The 16,953-nt window shown below is 37.3% G+C and carries 10 protein-coding genes; all 10 read right to left on the reverse strand.

The genetic code is table 11. The annotated features are described in order from the left end of the window. Positions 1–40 precede the first annotated feature (40 nt). Entirely contained in the window at positions 41–3,562 is a 3,522-nt protein-coding gene (locus HFE01_RS23180) for a hypothetical protein (RefSeq protein ID WP_107735101.1), read from the reverse strand. Positions 3,563–4,174: 612 nt separating this feature from the next. Beyond that, the gene (locus HFE01_RS23185) at positions 4,175–5,263 is read right to left on the reverse strand and encodes a restriction endonuclease (RefSeq protein ID WP_107735100.1); all 1,089 of its coding nucleotides are present in this window, start codon (positions 5,261–5,263) and stop codon (positions 4,175–4,177) included. Beyond that, positions 5,256–6,392: a DNA cytosine methyltransferase gene (locus HFE01_RS23190; protein WP_107735099.1), complete on the reverse strand. Its 1,137-nt coding sequence runs from the start codon at positions 6,390–6,392 to the stop codon at positions 5,256–5,258. Before HFE01_RS23190 ends, HFE01_RS23185 begins: the two co-directional genes overlap by 8 nt. 204 nt (positions 6,393–6,596) lie before the next feature. Then, complete coding sequence (locus tag HFE01_RS23195; RefSeq protein WP_107735098.1) at positions 6,597–8,312, reverse strand: hypothetical protein; 1,716 nt, start codon at positions 8,310–8,312, stop codon at positions 6,597–6,599. 2 nt (positions 8,313–8,314) lie between these two features. After that, complete coding sequence (locus HFE01_RS23200; protein ID WP_107735097.1) at positions 8,315–9,610, reverse strand: hypothetical protein; 1,296 nt, start codon at positions 9,608–9,610, stop codon at positions 8,315–8,317. A gap of 847 nt (positions 9,611–10,457) precedes the next feature. Further along, a complete protein-coding gene (locus HFE01_RS23205) occupies positions 10,458–10,748 on the reverse strand; it encodes a hypothetical protein (protein WP_243208243.1) in 291 nt (96 codons plus the stop codon). Positions 10,749–10,838: 90 nt separating this feature from the next. Next, positions 10,839–11,243: a hypothetical protein gene (locus HFE01_RS23210; protein ID WP_107735096.1), complete on the reverse strand. Its 405-nt coding sequence runs from the start codon at positions 11,241–11,243 to the stop codon at positions 10,839–10,841. A gap of 286 nt (positions 11,244–11,529) precedes the next feature. Beyond that, positions 11,530–11,916, reverse strand: a complete 387-nt coding sequence (locus HFE01_RS23215; RefSeq protein ID WP_243208244.1) for a hypothetical protein — start codon at positions 11,914–11,916, stop codon at positions 11,530–11,532. 148 nt (positions 11,917–12,064) lie between these two features. After that, positions 12,065–13,978 (reverse strand): helix-turn-helix domain-containing protein, encoded by a 1,914-nt coding sequence (locus HFE01_RS23220; RefSeq protein WP_107735095.1) that lies wholly within the window; start codon positions 13,976–13,978, stop codon positions 12,065–12,067. Between the two features lie 42 nt (positions 13,979–14,020). After that, positions 14,021–16,930 carry a type I restriction endonuclease subunit R gene (locus HFE01_RS23225; protein ID WP_107735094.1) on the reverse strand — a complete coding sequence of 970 codons (2,910 nt, stop codon included), beginning with the start codon at positions 16,928–16,930 and terminating at the stop codon, positions 14,021–14,023. Positions 16,931–16,953 lie beyond the last annotated feature (23 nt).

Genomic DNA, 16,953 nt, shown 5'->3' on the forward strand with positions numbered 1-16,953 from the left:
TTCTCCCACATCCCTCTCTATCGGCTGACAAGCCGCATGATTATGCTCGAAAGTCTGCCTGGCAAATGATAGAAGCGTTCGTTGTCTTTATAATCTGTTTAATGGTTATCGACTTGTTTATATAGCAATTGAAGATGGAATCTCCTGCTTTGCGAGCAATACTCAATCCTTCAGCCACGCCAAGCCATCCTCGGTCATCGAACAGGGTATACGTTTGCCCCATTATTTTCTCAGCTACTTCTTTGGGATTCCATGTCCTCTTTTCGCTGCTTACCAAGGAAATTTTATAGTCGATGAGATCTTCGAGCTTCGCATCCTGTCGTTTAAGGTACATGTCAGGGATACTCATATCTTTGCCTTCAGGCCATTGTAATGTGTAGGCTTCTCGTTTCATCACTGTGGTATAGTTATGGCCTAACCACTCAAAGGTATATTTATCGCTCTCTTTTGCCTGCTGGATATAAACTTTATCTTTATCCTCATAATAAAGCTGTACATTTTGCAGCATTCCTTCACTAGCGACCACCCAGCAGAAAGAATAATTTTCATTCGAATTTTTCGCTTTGGAGTCAACGTAAGTCTTCCGCACAGCAGCCGTAGCAAGTAGAGAAGGACAATCACATATGTGTTCTGCTGCTGCTTTCGTTTCCCGATATAGCTCTGCAAATTTGGCATCCACTTCTTTTCGCAATCGCTTCTGCTTCTCGTCTGATGCGAATGGATTCAGGCTTTGCTTCTCTTGCGTTAGCTCTTTATTTCTTTGCAAAAACGCTTTATAGGTTGCATTTAACGCATCAATCGCTTGATCCACACAAACTATATCCAAGTCAGGATTTTGAAAATACTGATAGACATTCTCAAACTGATGCTTTCTAATTTTTCGATCTGTATCCTCCAGCATGATTTGGTTTACATATTTCTTAAACGAAAACATGGAATTAGCAAGCAGATCTAAGGCCGAGATGTGCTCACGATCCTTGTTGTAGGTTTTTCCGTCTTTGAAAAATGTAAATTGTGGCTTCAATGTTCCATACCGATGCTGAATTACATCTGGAATGACAACTTGGTCGAACAGACCGGATTTGGAAGCATCTATACATAGGGCTTGTAAATGCTTCATGATCGCAATCGGAAACTTGTATTGCAATAACCTATCCTTCGCGTTAGCGATATTTTCAATCGTTGTATTAATATCGGTGATTTCACCCGTTTTATCTTCAGAGCGAATAATAAAATCAATAACATTTGCCTTGTTCCAATCCTGTGAAGGAGCGGTGGATTTATCTGCATCGTTGACTTGTACCAGTGAATCGATCACATAGTCTGCCAGTGATACTTTAGCCTGAGCGGGAAAACGTTCCGCAAAATGCTGCTGAATATTCTCATTCAACAGGTCAAGCCGATTTTTACCGTGGTGTTCACTTTTTTCGTTATTAACCTTAAAATTGTACTGCTGAAGGTATTCAATCTGAGTCTCGACCAAATTTAATTCTGTAGACAAAACCAGTAGTTCATCGCCGTCCCTGTCTGCGCCGCCAAGACGATCTGGCTCGGTCCCCAAAGGAAGCTGCACAATATTGTCGATATGACGAATAAACTCAGCATCCTCACCTTCATAATCCACGAATGTGGTTCGCGTGATTTCACTGAAGGACATGATCGGATTTCTCGCAAACAGATTCTGACCTAATATCGCACCGCCACAGTAACTCTGCTTGGCAGACAAAAACCCTGTATATTCCCAAGTATGATGATCCGCTGCCGCAGCGTAAGACAAAAATGCTAAAATATCTTGTGTCACATACAGATACTTGGCTTCAACATAAAACTTCCCCAAGCCCATTTCATCTATTTTATGATCGATTACTTCCTTGATCGTTTGCCTTACTTTATGATCGAATGCCAATTTTTTATTAAGGTGTAGAGCATGAATGGCATCACTACACTGTTTACCAATTCCATTATCTGAATTTTCCCGATACACCAAGTGCAAAAATGCTTGCAAATAGCGGAGATCTTCCCAATCCAGCTCCTCTTTGCGATAGATGCTTAATGCCTGATATATGAGATCACCCTGCACACGGGATAAGCAAACGACATCTCTGGCTTGCAGATCAAGTGCCAGTAATAACTGATATGATGATTTCCGGTATTGTTCATGTACTGGCTTAGCAATATTGGAGATCCCAATCGCATCATAGCCATACTCGATCAATTTAGACTGGTATGCTGCTATAGAGGGAAATAACCAGGCTTTCTCCTCTGAACCGTCTGGCTTTTCTCCGATCACTTGCAGCTTCGCTTTAAAAGTAGACTCGGTGGTCAAAATATCAATTTTATCTACATCATGCCATGTTCCGAATATATCCTGAATTCGATTTACGTTATGCTTACGGAAATATCCATGAAAATCTACACAAGGAAAAAAGCCTTTGATTGCTGGCAAGCGTAATTGATAACCTGCAATCGTATAGTCTACCTGTAGGAAACGCTCCATCTGCTGGCCTAACTCTTTTGAGACCAAACCCATACCGTCAAATACATTTTCCATAACCGTATGATTTTTTACTTCAGCTAATTGCAATCCCGTTGACCATGGTGTGATGGGGAGTTCTTTTTTCTCATGCGGCTCAGTTTGGTCGATAGTCCATACGGGAACCGAAACGCCATCTTTCTTTTCGACTTTCCATGCAGGCTTACTGAGATGCTCTAAGCATACCCGTCTATTATTCTCTTTTTCCCAGCGACCAGTCGTTTTGTATTGGTCTCTATCGTTAGGTGCGATAGGAAGCTCGATTTTATGCTCTTTGACCTTTTTGTTGATTTTTTGGCGTTGCTTTTCATAGTGTTTTTCTTCTTCCATGTAGGCTTGAAGTTTTGCATATCTGCCTTCTTCTTCGGGTGTACGATCATATGGAAGGATCATCTCCACATCTTCCGTCACGGGTATTTCTTTATCAGGGAGGATACAAATAGTTAATTGCTTCATATCTACAGGATAGAGATACACGTCTGTTGTCATTAGGGCATTGCGCGTCAGATTTTTAGATACAGTACATTTAGTCGGTTCAGTTCCAAGGGAAACATGTGCTTTCAACGCTTCAGCGTATTTCTCCAGTACAAATAGCTGACGACATTCTTTGTTTTGAGCACCGGAAAGGACATTATTCAAAAATACATAGGTATGTCGAGCACTCTCTTGACCGTTTGTATTTGAATAGATGGCGGTAAAGCCCTTTTCCAGCAAACGTTTGAGTTTGTCATTGTCCTCTTCACTACGTCCACGTCCAGTTTCGATGGTCATGATTGGGAGGAGATTCTTCTTTTTTCTGATCGGCTTGCTATTATTGGATTTAAGGTTGGAAGTATCTTGATTGGTTATGTACTCTACTGTAGCATCGAATTGCTTATTCATTATTTTTTCGTGCAAAATGTAATACATGAAAGTTTCACTTGTTTGCTTGGCATCTGCCAAAGTATAAACCAATGTAAACTCGCCGTTCCGTTCTGTTACATCGCCAAGTTGGTATTGCCATAGGTGATATTGTCTTTTTTTGATCATCTGTTAGCCTCCGATATTATTAATGAGAATACAGAACAAGTGTTCTATTTACATTATACAGAATATACGGTCGGTTTAAAAGACCGAGGTTTAGAGAACTTTTTATAAAGAGGGGAAGCTTTTAAAAAGGCGCAACAAACAGAGGATGATATTTCTCCTCTTAATAAATGCCAATTCACTTTAGATTAACACCAGTAATAATATCTATTGTCATCCAATATTAAACCTGACTCTAACTAATTTTGGGAGGCAAAAAATATATATTTATCGACTTGATTTGAGTTGACTGTAATACTATTGAATTCACTTTTTGTTATTACCTTCATTAGTAGTAGCAGTAAAAAGCTCACAAGCAATTTGCTCAGTAAGATTAATAAACTTTCAAACTTTACGCAAATTAAACAGCGCGATAGTTACGACTAAGATTATTTAATAAATTCTAGATATATCCTTTCAAATAAATTTTCGTTTCGTTTAGGTAAATCTCTGCTTCGGTTCGATTATGAATGATTTTAACAGGCATCTAATGAACTCCCTTTAAACAAAAAGTAAAATTATAAAATATCCAATCATAAAAGTAGCCCACCCACAATAATTGAGGGTAGGCTACTTTTAAGCTAATTGAGACAGCACTGGCTCCATATAGCTATCCAAAAACTCTTCTGTAATACCTTTTAATTTACGTCTCTTGAATAAGGCATACATTTCTTCAACTGCACTATAAGGGAAAAATCTGGCATTTAAGGATTGGAACTGAGGTCTTGATGCTTCTCTAAACACTTTATCTCTATCCTCATCAGGAGCTACAATGACATAACGAGTTGGAAATGGTGGTAAAGCATCTTGTAGCCCTTTCATACGTGTTAATCCACTTGTAACACCTGTGCTATGCTCAACTTCCATCACAGCTGGCATTAACTTGCCATTTTTGAACCAAATACAATCAATAAGTAATGCTGCCTTTTGAGCATCATAAAAGTTTTGCATTACATTTTCTTCTTTTTTTAGTGAAGCAATAACATCTTTCATTTCGCCTATTTTTCGATTCTTATAGATAATGCCTTTATCATTTTGAGCAATCCATGTTTTAAAACCAAGATGTTGACCAATTTCAATAAGAGCTATTTGCATTTGACAATGTCTACGCTTCATCTCAATGTCTAACTCAGGCGTTTGAATCTCGTCTGGAAGAACCAATGCATCATAGACAATTTCAGTATTGGGAACTTCTGAAATGACTATATCCACTTCAGCTTTGACCATAACGTTTGGAGCATGAGGATTATCTGGACACCACATAATATGCTTATGACCAGGTTTAATTTTATTATTAGAACTGATGCTCTCGATACGGCCTGGATAACAATAATAAAATTGAGATGTGTGGGCAAGTAACGCTTCCAGTGCAGAACGAGTATTGTAGCTTCCACCAAATATTCTATCTACATTTATTGGATGATTTGGAACAAGTGTATTTGCTAGCCTCCAAATCATTTGCGTAGAAATGGATTCATCCTTAGCATTATTCCAGGTCTCACCTTTATTGGGGCGAATCCTTTGAATAACAATTGGTCCTTCTGGCTTAACCACATTAACAATTTTAATAAGTGTAGGGGTCTTGCTGTGAACATAATTATATACACTACTTTTTGGCAACATTCCAATTTCATGGACAAGGTTAGCTGCGGTTAGTCTACTCATTCTGATCCACCTTTAAAAAATCCAAAATAGTTTCAGCAATCCCTTTGGCTGCTTCATAAGGAACACCATTTCCCACTGTCTTGAATGCGTTTGATAACGTGATGGCTGGAGGTAATTCATATTCTTTCGGCAAGCTTTGTAGTGCTAATGCTTCTGCAACTGACAAGCGGCGAGCTTTATATGGATGTAGATGAACTTCATTGTTACCATACGCTACTGTTGGAGAAGGCCTCCATCGATGCAAACGCTTGTATGACTTCTTAGAATCATCCCCCTCTGGAATAACTAAAAATTTCGCCAGTCCTGCTCTTGGAGTGAAGTATTGATGAGCATTGGGATGATTTTCAACATCATTTTTTTTGAACCAATAATCAACTGTCAATTCTTCACTTATACCTTCTGGTTTTTCACGCTCAACTTCTTCAAGAAATGGTTCCATTCCAGGCCAGGGCATAGCATTAATATCATCAGTACGATATTTCAAATGTTCTTCCCAAGGGAAGATATCTGTTAGAGATTGACCTGCATCAAGCTTAATCCCTAGATTCTTTAATACACTTTTTTGAAAACCAATTAATATAATACGTTCACGCTGTTGAGGTGCACCATATTCAATTGAATTAATTAAACGTTCAGTTGTTAAATATCCGCATCCATGAAGTTTTATTTTCATCTCTTCATAAAACGCTCGATGTTTGGTTGTTCGCCAAAGTCCTTTTACATTCTCAAACAAGAAAAAATCAGGCTTTTGTTTGCAAATTAAATCAATGTATGTTGCAGACAATCTACCGTTTTCACCTTCTTGACCTCTGTTTTTTCCGGCCACAGAAAAGTCAGGACAAGGAGGACCACCAATAAATCCAACTAAACGTTTTTCATTTTTTGTTCTATTAATTAATCTTGATAAAGACTCACTTTCAACCTCTTGCTCAAACTCAGTTATGTCGCATAAATGATATCCAAATTCAGGTTCTGGAATCCCCATAACTCTGCGTGAGTGTATATATGTCTCCATAAAAGGACGATGATACTCGTTTACAAACGCAACATTATATCCGGTTTTTTCAAACCCTAAATCCAAAAAACCTGCTCCGGAAAAAAATGAAAAGATAGTTGGTGCATTATCCATTGTTGTTTATCCTACCTCAAATCAAATTTCGACATTTCAAATCTTAAAATTCGCCATTTTGTTTGCATTCTCCTTCTTTCTTAACAATTAATAATAACAAAATAAAAAAGCATTGACTAGTCAGAACTAGCCAACACTTTTTAGTTACAGGTATTAAAATAATATAAACAAAGGTATAGACAGTTATACCCTCTCTGAACGATGCTACTCTTGCTCCTCTTTTAAACCTTTTAATCTTGTTTCTGTAATCTCTAAAACAGCTTTTTTTAATAAGTCATCCCATTTACTAAACTTACTCACTTTCTGTGAAAATAAATTACGTTCATCATATTTCATACTCATGATGTCATCATACGTTCTGAACTGATTATCCTTCAATAATTGGTTGAGATTTTTATAGCTTGTATACTTACTGATGAAGTCATCGTTAAGTAAAGTAAATGGATCTTGACTAACCGTACTTCTATTTTTTGCAACAGAACTTCCCTTTAGACTAATCATTTCTTGTTTAAACAAAGTCCTTGGGTCTTTTGATATGCCCGACTGCACTTTATTATCTATTTTTTTTGTTGAGGAAACATTATTCATTTCTATAGACTTCTCATTCAAAATCGTTTGAGAAGGAATGTTTTTCGTCTCTTGATCACTAATTGAGATAGTTTTAATATTTTTCACTTCATCGTTTATCTTTTCAACATGAGGATCAGAGTTTCCATCATTCGATTGTTTATTTGTGTCTGGAACCAACTTCTCCTCGAGGGGTTTGGACCAAATAGATTTCCATTCAAAGCCTACAGAGTCTTTGACAAAAGACAGTATGTTTTTGGAAGCTTTTAACTTTTCATCTGAGAGACCACTTTTAAACATATGTCGATATGCATTGTCTGAAAAATCTTTACCTTTTAAGCCTTGTTCAAATAACAAAAAATCCAATAGTTGGGGCATATCCACATACCATTGCGGATTTTGTAAAGCTCTTTCCACAATACCAATAAGACTATACGCATACTCAGGAGGTGGAAACTCTCCAAACTCGATTAATCTTGTTTTAGGCAAATATGACGAAGGAATGCTCGCTCGTACTATTTCATTTGCTAAATCCCCAGCAGAATTTAATAGTTTATGCACTTGTGATGCTTCCAGTTCACCATATGTTAGTTTGGTTAGAATTCGTTCTTCCCTAGCTTTTTCTGACAAAGAATAAGTATCAGCACATATCCAAAGAATTTGTAATCCAATTAACACAACAAGCTCACAACAGAGATACTTCCAAAATGTATTATGGTCAGAATTGTATTTTGATATTGATAATTGTTTTGTAGCTATCTTCAAATAATCAAATGCAATATTAACAGAAGTAAAGGGGTCATCTTTTAGATAGAGTTTTCTAACTATTAAACATATTTTCTCTGCTTGCTTATCATTTTTTAATACTCTATCAATAGCAGCAAAGAAGCCTTTATAAAATTTTTCATCGGCTATACCATAGGAACCAGAAGGTATGCTGGAAAACTGGCTGACCTTATCGTTAGTCAGCACTCGTACACCTCCAGTCAAAGCAAAATTAATAATTTCAGAAGAAGTTTTGGGCAAGGCCACATATACATCAGATGCATTGGTGAATTCCCCTAACCCCTTCGCCCAAAAAATGCGTTCGTATGGTTTTGATTTCTGTTTATTTTTACAATCGCAAATAATTCGGTGACCCCTAAATGGTAACGTAAATTGAATGCCAAGTACATCTACATCAGTTGCATCTTGATTTACAGGACCATATTGCAAAGGTATTGACCGCCTCGCCAAATAACCTTGACTTTGAAATAGGCCTGTCACCATATACTCTAATGAATAGCCTTTTTCTCCAGTATTCTTAGGTGTTTGATTATTAAAAGTATTTCTACCATCAATATTTTTGTTCATCTTCAATTCATCCCCGTTCTGAGGGAGGTAAGTAACCTTGCCCTAGCATCAGCTACTGGCGCAGTATCAGTAGCTTCTATCATTTTTCGTCTTAGTTCAGGAGTTAAATATCCAGTAGGCTGTGTTTTTAAAAAATCACTAACATCTACTTCGTCCTCTGGAAGTAGTTTTTTGAAGGTTAAAAGTTGTTTAACCATATTTCCAACTTCTGCTTGTCGTAATCTCATTAGATACTGATTACCTCCAACTGGACTAGTTTCAATGACTCCATCCAGTTCGAGTAATTGATAATCTTGTCCAATGGCTGTACATGGACCAACCCATTCTTTTCGACAAAGCTTATTTACTATATTAACCATTTTATCTTGTGTCGATATACGACCTCTACCATATGCAGACTTAGTTTGACCAAATCTTAAACAACTAAGGAGAATTTTTGCTTTATGAAATATATCCTCTGATATTGAGAAAACATTTCCAACTCCTTGACCTTTTACTTGAGGGGTTGTATAGTAAACAGCTTCTCCAAAAGGTGATTTAACAGTTATACCATCTAAAAGGCCAACCCCCTCCATTAAACTAATAATTTTGGGGCTAATATGTTGAGGTATTGCTTCTGCATGAAAACCAGGTGAATCAATTATTAATTGCTGAACTTCATTCACCATATCTCTTTCATTTGAATCCAAACTGCTTAATGCTTTTACAACTTTTGAGGGGTCACCAGTAAATGCATATTCATTATATAAGATTTGCTCACTCGGATCTCCACTTGTTTTTACAAGTCCAAGCACTTGTTGAAGTTCAATCGTTGTTTTAGCAGCTTCTTCACTTATACCATTAGTGGTAAGAATATTAGCCATCTCATCATGATATCTAGGCAACTCATATGTGGATTGAAGTCCCAAAAGACTAGCTTGCTCGAACTCGCTTGGGTCAAACTTTTCATACATATTAGCAACAGTTTGTAAAGCATCAACTGTTGAAAAACAATATATTTCTAATTCTTTTATCTTGTTAGTCGCATCCTTATTATAATCAATCTTTCCCTCTTTTTTTAAGTAATCCAAATAGACCTTGGTTTCAGCTGGAGTAATCCCGGATTGCCGAGCAAAGATCTTAGCTGTTTTAAAAGGAATTATTTCTTGCTTATCAGCAATCAACCTGCCAAGTAACGTTCCTGCTTTTCCTGATTGTTCAGTTGCTTCAAAATAACTTAGCTCTGACGTATTAGCTTTAATTTGCATCAAATGTTTATTTGAATTAACGACCCAAGTACCTTTTGTTAATTGGTCCATTATATAGTCATCTCTTTCTTTATTGAAGTAGGTCTTTTCGACTAGTTATAGATTCGTCATCATGGGTAAATTTCCCTCTAATTTTCAACAAAAATCATCCTGAAGATTTTTATAAAAGATAAACCCTCTGATAATAACTCCAAAGTAGTCAGACTGAAATCAAATAATTTTTGATGACATAGAACCTACAGAATATTATTAATTTTGAATATCAGTAACTTCTAAACCAAAGTAATAAAGTGTTTTCCCTATATATCAACTCCACCAACTTCTCGTGTGCCTTATGCATGAAAATAAAATATGTTCCCACACTCAACCCTAAAGCGGTTTTTTGAATGCAGGAACATATCCAAGTTGCTCTTAAACCCTTGTACATCAATGCTTCTCATCTCGATATATTACTACCACGCACTCCACATGTGTCGAGACAACCAAAAGGAGTATATTTCTTTCTATTATATAAATTACCTATAATATCAAAAGCCACTCCTTCTCACAACACCCCTTTTTCCAGATGATGCCCGTTTTCTCTTCACTTCTATCGATCCCACTGATTCAATATGAGCCTGTATTTAATTTTAATTTACCCGAATCCATAAATCACGATTAAATCAGCTCCGTTCCTGACTTTGGAAGGTAATTGGCTCAAAATTACTATCAGCTTTTTCTCTTCCCACAACCCTCCCTTCCAATTTTAAACATTTAAAGTATTCCCATGAATGGGTCATTTTATAAAGTAAATATATCGTTCAAGCGATATATACATTTTCGCGGTGATGCTTGCTTGGCCCAAAGCGTTGCCCATAACCCGAACTTGCTGATCTACGCGTCATATAAAATCGTTGGCTTAATGTATGCCCTTCGTATCTACGTTGTCCTCTAGACTGACTAGAATGTTTCCCTCTGGTACAGAAATCAGTTTTCCAGCTTCAACTGAAAACGCTCTGGCTTCTACCACAGCATCAAACCGCTTTACCTGTCCATTCCAATTCAAAGCTAACCATTGATTACACTTTTTCATCCTACCTCGACACGACTTTTTATTTTGGTCCACCTGACTGGTAATTAAATATCGTTCATTACGATAATCTACAATATCTCCTGTATGCATAGGTTGCTGCTCGAATAATTTTTTCATCGGTCATTTGAATGGTATACTCATCATCTAACATCAAATCCCGAAGTCTCTGCTGAGGAATACATAAAATTTGATATTTACTCATGGTATCTATCGCTTTATGAATCTCATCAGAATTGACATAGCAATGGCATCTGGTATTTCATGTTGCTTGGCAAATTCAGAGACATCCTTGTATACATTATTCTTCATCGTGTCGTTATTATTAAACACAAGCAATAGCGGATACTTTTCATGTTGATTTGAAGCATTTTTCTTTAATAGACTCTTGCATAGAACATTTAATGCTGTACTTTTCCCTGTATCTGGGGCTGAATTAACTACCCATGACAAATAGGATTCTTCATGTTCAGATTCATCCATATTCATTTGAAATCCCTTATGTATAAAACTTGATAAAGCATGATATGTTTCCATGAACGCCTCTTCGTGGAGACTGTTCATTTGCGAACGAGAAATATAAGCTTCCAGATCGCTCCATTGATTCACTGCCAAATTAGATTCACTCCTTATATTTTCGGGTTCTTAATTTCTTCTAAAGCCTGTTGAAATTCTTCATTAATAGCATACAGCCAAAACTTTTGATGCTTATCAAGCGTCAAAGCACGAGTAATGTACCGAATATTTTTATCCTGTAATTCCGCATCATCAGACCATCATAACAATAAAAATAGCTCATTCAGATTCACTCCTCTCATTTGTGGATCGCATCCATATACTAGATGTCACCCAAGCGCCCGTGTTAACAGGCGCCAAATCATGACAGACCTATGATTTAGTTTTATTCAATATGGACTATAGCTTTAAAGCTTGATTTCGTTGCTTTCTCAATCCTGATAAATTTAATTGTCGCTCCGTCAAAATCTAGAAAGGATAACCCCTCATCCCGACGAATGGCCTGATCTCTCGGAATGATACACTTCACTTTACCCTGCTCATCTACAATATGAACATAGTTATGCTCGACCACCTGAATCTGTAGTTTCTTACCCAATACTTGGTCAGCTACCGACTGCGATTCTTCCTGAGACTTTTTCAAGGTGCTGAAGCCGAACAAGTAATTTTTCAACACTCGTCGAGTGCTTTTTTCGTCCACTAGAGAAGGCGTATTACTGATTTGCACTACGGTTTCTCGTTCAGCTTCATACCCAATAAAGAATTGTCCCATAATTTCAAATAATGAATACACACCATCCGGCACATGGTATTCGTCGCATTGAGAATAGCATCAACTTTTATTTCTGTAATGTCCTGTATAACTATAGTAAATGGCTTATTTAAAATACCTCTAATGAATTGATTATCGCCAATGATGGCTAATGTTTATTACTTGGAAGACGTTGATGTACACCTACATCTTCTAACCTCTTGTTCCATTGATATAAGTTTTCATCCGAATGTGAAGCCAATAACCATCTATATAACATGTGGTCTGGCGTCATTTTCCACTGATGCCCAGCCTTTGCAATAAAGTCATCCGCATAAAACTGATGTAAATTCAATCCAATACATAATGCCATAACCGTTGGTAATTCTTTTGTTAACGATTCGTTATTCCTATAATCACTAATAATCCTCGAACTTAATCCAGAACGTTCAGCTAGAATCTCATTGGTTATGCCTCTTCTTTTAATATGGTATCCCAGTGTTTTTGAAAAGCTCCCCGGCATATTCATTAGTTCATCCGAAACTTCTTTGGAGAAAGCACTTATTTTTGCGGTCTCCTCTGCACGCTCTTGTGCAGTTTGATTATCTATATAGTTGGGATTGTATGTTGCCTCAACAAAATTGACAGCATTAACATCCTTACAGAGAAAACACCTTCTATAGAAGGAATCATCATACAATTTGCTGATTCGATTTGTTCTATCAAAGATCAAACAGCACTCATCAACATGCTCTAATGCATACTCGGTCAACTCAATTGAGCAATCTTCGTACCGTATTACGTAATGGGGATCGTTAATGCAAAACATGGCATTTACATAAACAACTTTACCTGAGAAAACCATCTCTGAAAGCTCTTGCGACATTTTTGCTTCATTAAGAGCATTCATCTCATCAATTACAAATGTTTGATTCTTTCCTAGGACGCCACTTCGGAAGGAATATGGCGGATAGTATCTACCTTCGACATATACAAAAGTCCCCGCTGCCTGCTCAAACCCAACGTCAATTGCTCGTAGTTTTGCTGCTAATTTGGATACGCCAAAAAAACTAGCAAGTTCCTCAATTGCAAGTTGCAAAATCTCTGCATTGCGCAGATCTTGCTTTTCACCATGTAACCGTACCAATATTTCATTCAGTTTCTGTTTTGTAGTTTTTAAAGGCATTAAGATTCTTGGTGTTAGAACGTTTGCTTGCCATTCCATCCAGTGTAAAGCTTTATCAATCCCTACCGTATCTCTTCCGTATTCCTCAACTACTTCACAACTTATTGAAACTGCGTCATTATTCAGCAGCTTCTGTAATTCGAAAAAGTTTGCATGGAGATCGTGATGAACACATTCATGAACAATTGTATTATTCTCAGAACCAATATTTCTCATAAAAAACACATTGGGATTTACCAATATGGTTCCAACATCAACATTTTCTGTTCGCGTGTGTTTCATGTCTTCCTCGAATACTTCCACCTGAGCCTCACCAAAGTATGACTTACCAAAGATGTTATCTGGCAAAGGAGCATAATGCATAGTTAGACACATATTGTCCAGCAGTTCGGCCATGTCTAATGGCATTGGATTCTCCAGTGCTTCTGGATAATACCTTTGCAAGAATTTTTCAGCTTCATTATCCAGGTCTTCCGAATATAAATAAGGGACAAGGTACTTTGATAGTGCGTTTTCTTTGCTAAACCTCTCTTTACTGTAATTCCTAACATCAATTATCATGACTTTTCGAAGGCCTGATATTAGATGTCCGTAGAAGGATAAAATAAACCATATAGAATGCCTATCGGCTTCATAGTTTCGTTTACCTATCCCTTTTAGAACAATTTCAGCATTGATAGTAACATTAAAAAAAATTTGACGGTGTTCTATACCATAGAATGTTATGCTTCTTACACGTATGTTCTCTATATCAATATATGATGGATCTAATATATAATACGAATTAAGATCAAACGATCTTCCTTTTTGAAGGATGGCGTTTTTTATTGCTCGATGCATTTCATCATAATAAGTGTTTTCGAGGTAAGCTTCGAATGAATTATAGTTATTATGCACCTTATCCCCCCTACCGGATTCTCATCACATCTGGTCTCCGAATTAGTAATATTGCTCAATGTACTGATAGGCTTTATCAAAGACTTCTTTGTCTTTAATTTTGTATTTGACCCAGACAACACTCCGAAGAGCTTTTTTCACTTCCTGTTTTCCTGCAGTTGTCCCCTGCCAACCATCGAATCGTACAATCTTAACGATATCATCTATATCACCAACAATTCGTTCGACGATAATTGGAGTCTTTGAATTCCTCAAACCATCAAAAAGCTCTGTTAATGCCGCCTTGCCTTTATCCACTTCTTCCTCAGGCACTACTTCTTGTTCAGCTTCTGCAGCTTCCCGCGCAAGCTCTAATAGCAGTTTTAGAAACTCAATACTGGTTATTAGACCTTGTTCATGTTTCTCGCGGATATTCTCGAGTTTTTCTCCTAATTTAACGAATTTAATATCATTACTATGTTTTCGAATTCTTGCGACCAAGTCAATTTCAACTTTGATCGTTGTCTTTCTCAGATCTTTTTGTCTTTCAATAAATTCATCGATTAAATCTGCATCCATCGTAAGAATTTCCATATCATCATGTACTTCTCCGACTTGCAGATTCTCGTGAACTAGTTCCAATGTTTTCGCCCCAAGAGAAGCCCAAATCAACCCGCCTCTGCCATCAGTAGGTTTCACGGATTCGAATACTCTTGTCAGCCATTGATAATCGAATTTCATTGAATTTAGAAACGGATCTGGCGATAGCGCATCCCACGCTCGATTGAGCACTTTATAATCGGCTCCAAATTCATCCTTGATCTTATTGTTTGGCAAACATTCTTGTGCAGCAATTAAACCTTCCCAGCCATCTATTGTACGGTCTACTCCCATGAAATAACTCAAACATTTACGCACTAGTGCAGGAATCTGCTTTTTCACTTCTTCAATATTCGAAATGACCTTTTTCATGCTCGATTCATCAAAGTCCAAAGCCGTTGCTACATTATCAAAAATACCTATGTAGTCAACAATCAAACCATGAGTCTTACCTTCATTATAGGTTCTGTTAGTACGACAGATGGCCTGCAGCAAATTATGATCTTTCATTGGTTTATCAAGATACATAGCCTGCAATATAGGTGCATCAAAACCAGTAAGAAGCTTTGACGTTACAATAACAAGCTTTAATGGGTCGTTAGGTTCTCTAAACCTGTCTAAAACTTTTCCTTCTGCATCCCTATCACGTTTATACGCTTTATATTTATCCTCTTTGTCATTATTTGTGTCCATCACGATGGTAGTTGCTTCTGGACCTAGCAATTTATCAAGTTCTTCTTTATACATAAGACAGCATGCTCTGTCATAACAAACAACCTGACCTTTGTATCCATTCGGTTCAATTTTCTCCCGGTAATGCTTCGCTATATGCTCACATATCTTTCTGATACGCTTGCGGTCATACATAATAGCTTTCATGTTGACTCTCCGAGACAGCTCTGCTTTATCTTCGTTAGATAAATTCTCTGTTAATGCTTCGAATTCAGCATCGAGCTTTTCTCTATCCACATGTAGGTCCACTGGTACTGGTTCGAAATTCAATGGTAACGTCGCATTGTCACGGATTGAATCCGAAAAGGAATACTTGCTCATATATCCACTCTTATCCTCAACTGCACCAAATGTATTGAAAGTATTCTTATCAATACGGTTAATCGGTGTACCTGTAAGGCCAAAGAAAAACGCATTCGGAAGAGCAAGACGCATCTTACTACCTAGATCCCCTTCCTGAGTTCTATGAGCTTCATCCACCATAAGTATGATATTGTCTCTAGGGTTAAGTTCCTTTTTAACATCACCAAACTTAAAGATTGTTGTTATTGCAATCTTTCTCTGGTCCCCTAAGAAAAAGGATTCTAATTCGTCCTTTGAGCCAAGACTTACAAGATTAGGAATATCAGACGCATTAAATGTTGCAGTTATCTGCGTCTCTAGGTCAATTCGGTCATCAACGATAACTATGGTAGGATTGTTTAATTCAGGCATCATTCTAAGTTTTTGTGCTGCAAAAACCATCAGCAATGATTTACCCGAACCCTGAAAATGCCAGATAAGACCTTGTTTCGGGTATCCAGCCTTTACACGTTCCACAATAAGATTCGCACCTTCATATTGTTGATAACGACATATGACTTTATATTTACGATACTTTTTATCAGTTGCAAATAATGTAAAGAACTGAAAAATGTCCATGATCTTCTCAGGTGTAATCATATCTTCAACACTGATTTTCACATCGGCAAGACTTCCTTCACTTTTATGATCCGGAGTATGCCATGGGCCCCACATTCCGACCGGCATGCAAACTGAACCATATCTGTAACATTTGCCTTCTGTAGCAAAATTGAATATGTTAGTTACAAACATGCCTGGTATGCTTCTTTCATATGCAGCTATATCTCCAGCAGCATCCAACCATGTAATAGAATTACGAACAGGCGTTTTTAACTCACCAATCGCCACAGGGAATCCATTAATCAATAGAACAATATCTAGTCTCTTACCGTTCTCTTTTTGTGGATATACCCATTGATTGGTGACAACATATTCGTTCAACACTTGGTCTTCTTTAGTCATTGTTCCAAAGAATCGAATGGGAATCATTCGTCCATCTTTGCCGAATGGGTAGGAATTCTCTTCAAAAACCATCTTCTTGAACATTTCATTCTGCGTTACTAGGTTGTGCGGCTGAACCGTCAATATTAACGTACGCAGTTTATAGATAACTTCATCTGCGCGGGATGGTTCTTCAGCAATTTCAGGATTAAGTCGAATGAGTGCCTCTTTAACCATAGTTTCAACCATAACATCCGAGTATTCACGTTGCAATTCTTCTGATGATACATACTTCCACCCATTACTCTTAAGTGTTGTGATTACCAGTTGTTCAATCGTATTATCTTCATTAAACATCAAATACGCCTCCAATCTTTAAT

Origin of the sequence: Paenibacillus sp. EKM10P, assembly GCF_011800655.1 — a bacterium.
Classification (GTDB): Bacteria; Bacillota; Bacilli; order Paenibacillales; family Paenibacillaceae; genus Paenibacillus; species Paenibacillus polymyxa.

What these genes read in the sequence shown, in the direction of transcription:
- HFE01_RS23180 (WP_107735101.1), bottom strand. Translation starts at nt 3,562, where the DNA reads ATGATCAAAAAAAGACAATATCACCTATGGCAATACCAACTTGGCGAT.
- HFE01_RS23200 (WP_107735097.1), bottom strand. Translation starts at nt 9,610, where the DNA reads ATGGACCAATTAACAAAAGGTACTTGGGTCGTTAATTCAAATAAACAT.
- HFE01_RS23190 (WP_107735099.1), bottom strand. Translation starts at nt 6,392, where the DNA reads ATGGATAATGCACCAACTATCTTTTCATTTTTTTCCGGAGCAGGTTTT.
- HFE01_RS23185 (WP_107735100.1), bottom strand. Translation starts at nt 5,263, where the DNA reads ATGAGTAGACTAACCGCAGCTAACCTTGTCCATGAAATTGGAATGTTG.
- HFE01_RS23205 (WP_243208243.1), bottom strand. Translation starts at nt 10,748, where the DNA reads ATGAAAAAATTATTCGAGCAGCAACCTATGCATACAGGAGATATTGTA.
- HFE01_RS23225 (WP_107735094.1), bottom strand. Translation starts at nt 16,930, where the DNA reads ATGTTTAATGAAGATAATACGATTGAACAACTGGTAATCACAACACTT.
- HFE01_RS23215 (WP_243208244.1), bottom strand. Translation starts at nt 11,916, where the DNA reads ATGGGACAATTCTTTATTGGGTATGAAGCTGAACGAGAAACCGTAGTG.
- HFE01_RS23195 (WP_107735098.1), bottom strand. Translation starts at nt 8,312, where the DNA reads ATGAACAAAAATATTGATGGTAGAAATACTTTTAATAATCAAACACCT.